We start from the raw sequence: 2,731 nt of genomic DNA on the forward strand, positions 1-2,731 counted from the left end.
GCACCACGCTGCCCAGCACGTTCGACATCTGCGTGATGGCCACCATTTTCGTGCGATCGGTCAACAGCCGCTCGAATTCATCGATCAGGAAGTTGCCCTCGTCGTCGACCGGCGCCCATTTGAGCACGGCGCCCTGACGCTCCCTGAGGAAATGCCAGGGCACGATGTTGGCATGGTGCTCCATGATCGAGAGCACGATCTCGTCGCCGGCACCGATCCGGGTGCGGCCGAAGCTCTGCGCCACCAGATTGATTGCCTCGGTGGCGCTGCGAGTAAAAATGATCTCCTCGCGCCGCTCGGCGCCAAGGAACTTTGCGACCTTGTCGCGCGCGCCTTCGTACGCCTCGGTGGCCGCGTTGGCGAGATAATGCAGGCCGCGATGAACGTTGCCGTATTCGCAAGTATAGGCCTGCATCATGCGGTCGAGCACCGCTTTGGGCTTCTGCGCGGACGCCGCGTTGTCGAGATAGACCAGCGGCTTGCCATAGACCTGCATCCCGAGAATGGGAAAATCCTCGCGGACGCGTGCGACGTCGTAGCTTCCGTTGCTGACCGCCGGGTGCATGGGATCAGCCTCGTTCCGCGAGCCAGGTGGTCATGGCGTTCAACAGCGCTTCGCGGACGCCATCTTGCGCGATTGCCTCGACGACCTCGCCGACGAACGCCTGGATCAGCAGCGCTTCCGCCTGCTTGGCCGGGATGCCGCGCGCCATCAGGTAGAATTTGAGCTGGTCGTCGAGCGCGCCCGTGGTCGAGCCATGCCCGCACTGGACGTCGTCGGCGAAGATTTCCAGTTCCGGCTTGCAATCGACCTCGGCCTGGTCCGACAGCAACAGTCCACGCGCCATCATCTTGGCGTCGGTCTTCTGGGCTCCGGGCCGGACCGCGATTTTGCCCTGAAACACCGCGCAGGCCTCGTCGTCGACCACCGATTTGAAGATCTCCCGGCTCTGGCTGTTCGGCGCCAGATGATCGACCAAAAGGGTGGTGTCGGCGTGCTGGCGGCCGGCCAGGAGGGTGGCCCCGTAAATGCCGGCGTTGGTACCTTCCCCGGCAAGCCGGACGAACAACTGGTTGCGGACGACGGCGCCGCCGACGGAAAAGCCAAATTCGCGGAAGTTGGCCCGCGCGCCGACACTTGTGACCAGGGTACCGACATGGAGGGCGGCATCGCCTTCCCGGGTCACCTTGATGTGTTCGACCTCGGCGTCGTCGCCGACGATCAGCTGCAGCGCGCTGTTGACCTGATAATCGGAACCGTTGGGCCCTTCGTGCGTCTCCACCACGGTCGCGCGTGCGCCCGATCCGATTACCACCTGCGACTTGATATAAACCGCGGCGGCGCTTTCACCGGTGGTCACGAACACCAGATGAATCGGCCGCGTCAGAACCGCGCCCGGCGAGATTTCGATCACCACCCCATCGGCTGCGAGCGCCGTGTTGAGCGAAAGCATCGGATCGTCAGCCATCGTCGGGCTCAGACGCTGCGCCCGCAACAGATCATCCGAAACCAACGCGTCAACCATCGGCTGGATGGAAAGTCCCTTGTCCAGATCGGCAAGGTCCGACAGGTCGGCCGCGAATTTTCCGTCGACGATCACAACTCGCCGCAATCCGGCGCCTGCGAGCAGCGCGCCCGCATCCCGGGCGCGTTCCTTTGCTGCCGCCTCCGGCTTTCCAGCGAGCGGTTTCGCCTCCCGCATGAAGCGGCGCAGATCGGTATATTTCCACGCCTCGACGCGCGCATGCGGCAGGCCTTCGGCGGCAAACCGCTCGAAGGCAATCGTGCGCAGTTGCGCCACCGCTTTGCCGCCCGGCAAATTCGGGCGAGCGGCCGTGAATGTGTCGACCAGAGCGAGTTCAGCCTTGGTCCTGACGGGGCGAAGATCCGCGTTCATGGCCGTCACGCCGCTTCGTTCTGATATTGCGCGTAGCCCGTCGCCTCGAGTTCGAGCGCGAGCTCCTTGCCGCCGGTGCGCACGATGCGGCCGGCCGAAAGCACGTGAACGACATCCGGCACGATGTAATCCAGCAGCCGCTGATAATGCGTGATCACGATCATGCCGCGCTCGGCCGAACGCAGCTGGTTGACACCGGACGCCACGACCTTCAGCGCGTCGATGTCGAGGCCCGAATCGGTCTCGTCGAGCACGCAGAGACGCGGCTCGAGCAACGCCATCTGCAACGTCTCGTTGCGCTTCTTTTCGCCGCCGGAGAAACCGACGTTCAACGGCCGGCGCAGCATTTCCGGATCGATGCTCAACTGCTTCGCCAGCTCGCGCACCCGCTTCAGCACGTCCGGAGAGGACAGCTCCTGCTCACCGCGTTTCTTGCGCTGTGCGTTGAGCGCGGTGCGCAGGAAGGTCAGGGTGGCGACGCCCGGAATTTCGAGCGGATACTGGAAGGCGAGAAACAGGCCCTTCGCCGCGCGCTCGTCCGGCGCCATGGCGAACAGATCCTCACCATTGAACAGGACCTCGCCGCCGGTGATCGCATAACCGGGCTTGCCGGACAGCACGTAGGAAAGCGTCGACTTGCCGGCGCCGTTCGGACCCATGATGGCGTGAATCTCACCCTTGTTCACGATGAGGTCGAGGCCGTTGAGGATCTTTCGGCCGTCGATCTCGGCTTCAAGGCCGCGAATTTCCAGCAGCTTCGTCATCGCAGATTTCTCCATTTGCCGACCATCAGCCAACACTGCCCTCAAGCGAGATCGAGATCAGCTTCTGCG

3 protein-coding genes are annotated in these 2,731 nt (G+C 63.7%); all 3 read right to left on the reverse strand.

What is annotated here, in order from left to right; translation table 11 throughout:
• On the reverse strand, positions 1–565 hold a 565-nt coding region (locus tag WCB02_RS11345; RefSeq protein WP_423958244.1), incomplete at its 3' end, for an aminotransferase class V-fold PLP-dependent enzyme.
• A gap of 4 nt (positions 566–569) precedes the next feature.
• Positions 570–1,898 carry a Fe-S cluster assembly protein SufD gene (sufD, locus tag WCB02_RS11350; RefSeq protein WP_423958246.1) on the reverse strand — a complete coding sequence of 443 codons (1,329 nt, stop codon included), beginning with the start codon at positions 1,896–1,898 and terminating at the stop codon, positions 570–572.
• Between the two features lie 5 nt (positions 1,899–1,903).
• Complete coding sequence (gene sufC, locus WCB02_RS11355) at positions 1,904–2,662, reverse strand: Fe-S cluster assembly ATPase SufC (protein WP_423958247.1); 759 nt, start codon at positions 2,660–2,662, stop codon at positions 1,904–1,906.
• Positions 2,663–2,731 lie beyond the last annotated feature (69 nt).

The organism is Bradyrhizobium sp., assembly GCF_049581145.1.
Lineage (GTDB): Bacteria > Pseudomonadota > Alphaproteobacteria > Rhizobiales > Xanthobacteraceae > Bradyrhizobium.

Coding starts and splice junctions, on each gene's coding strand:
- sufD (WP_423958246.1), bottom strand. CDS start 1,898: ATGAACGCGGATCTTCGCCCCGTCAGGACCAAGGCTGAACTCGCTCTG.
- sufC (WP_423958247.1), bottom strand. CDS start 2,662: ATGACGAAGCTGCTGGAAATTCGCGGCCTTGAAGCCGAGATCGACGGC.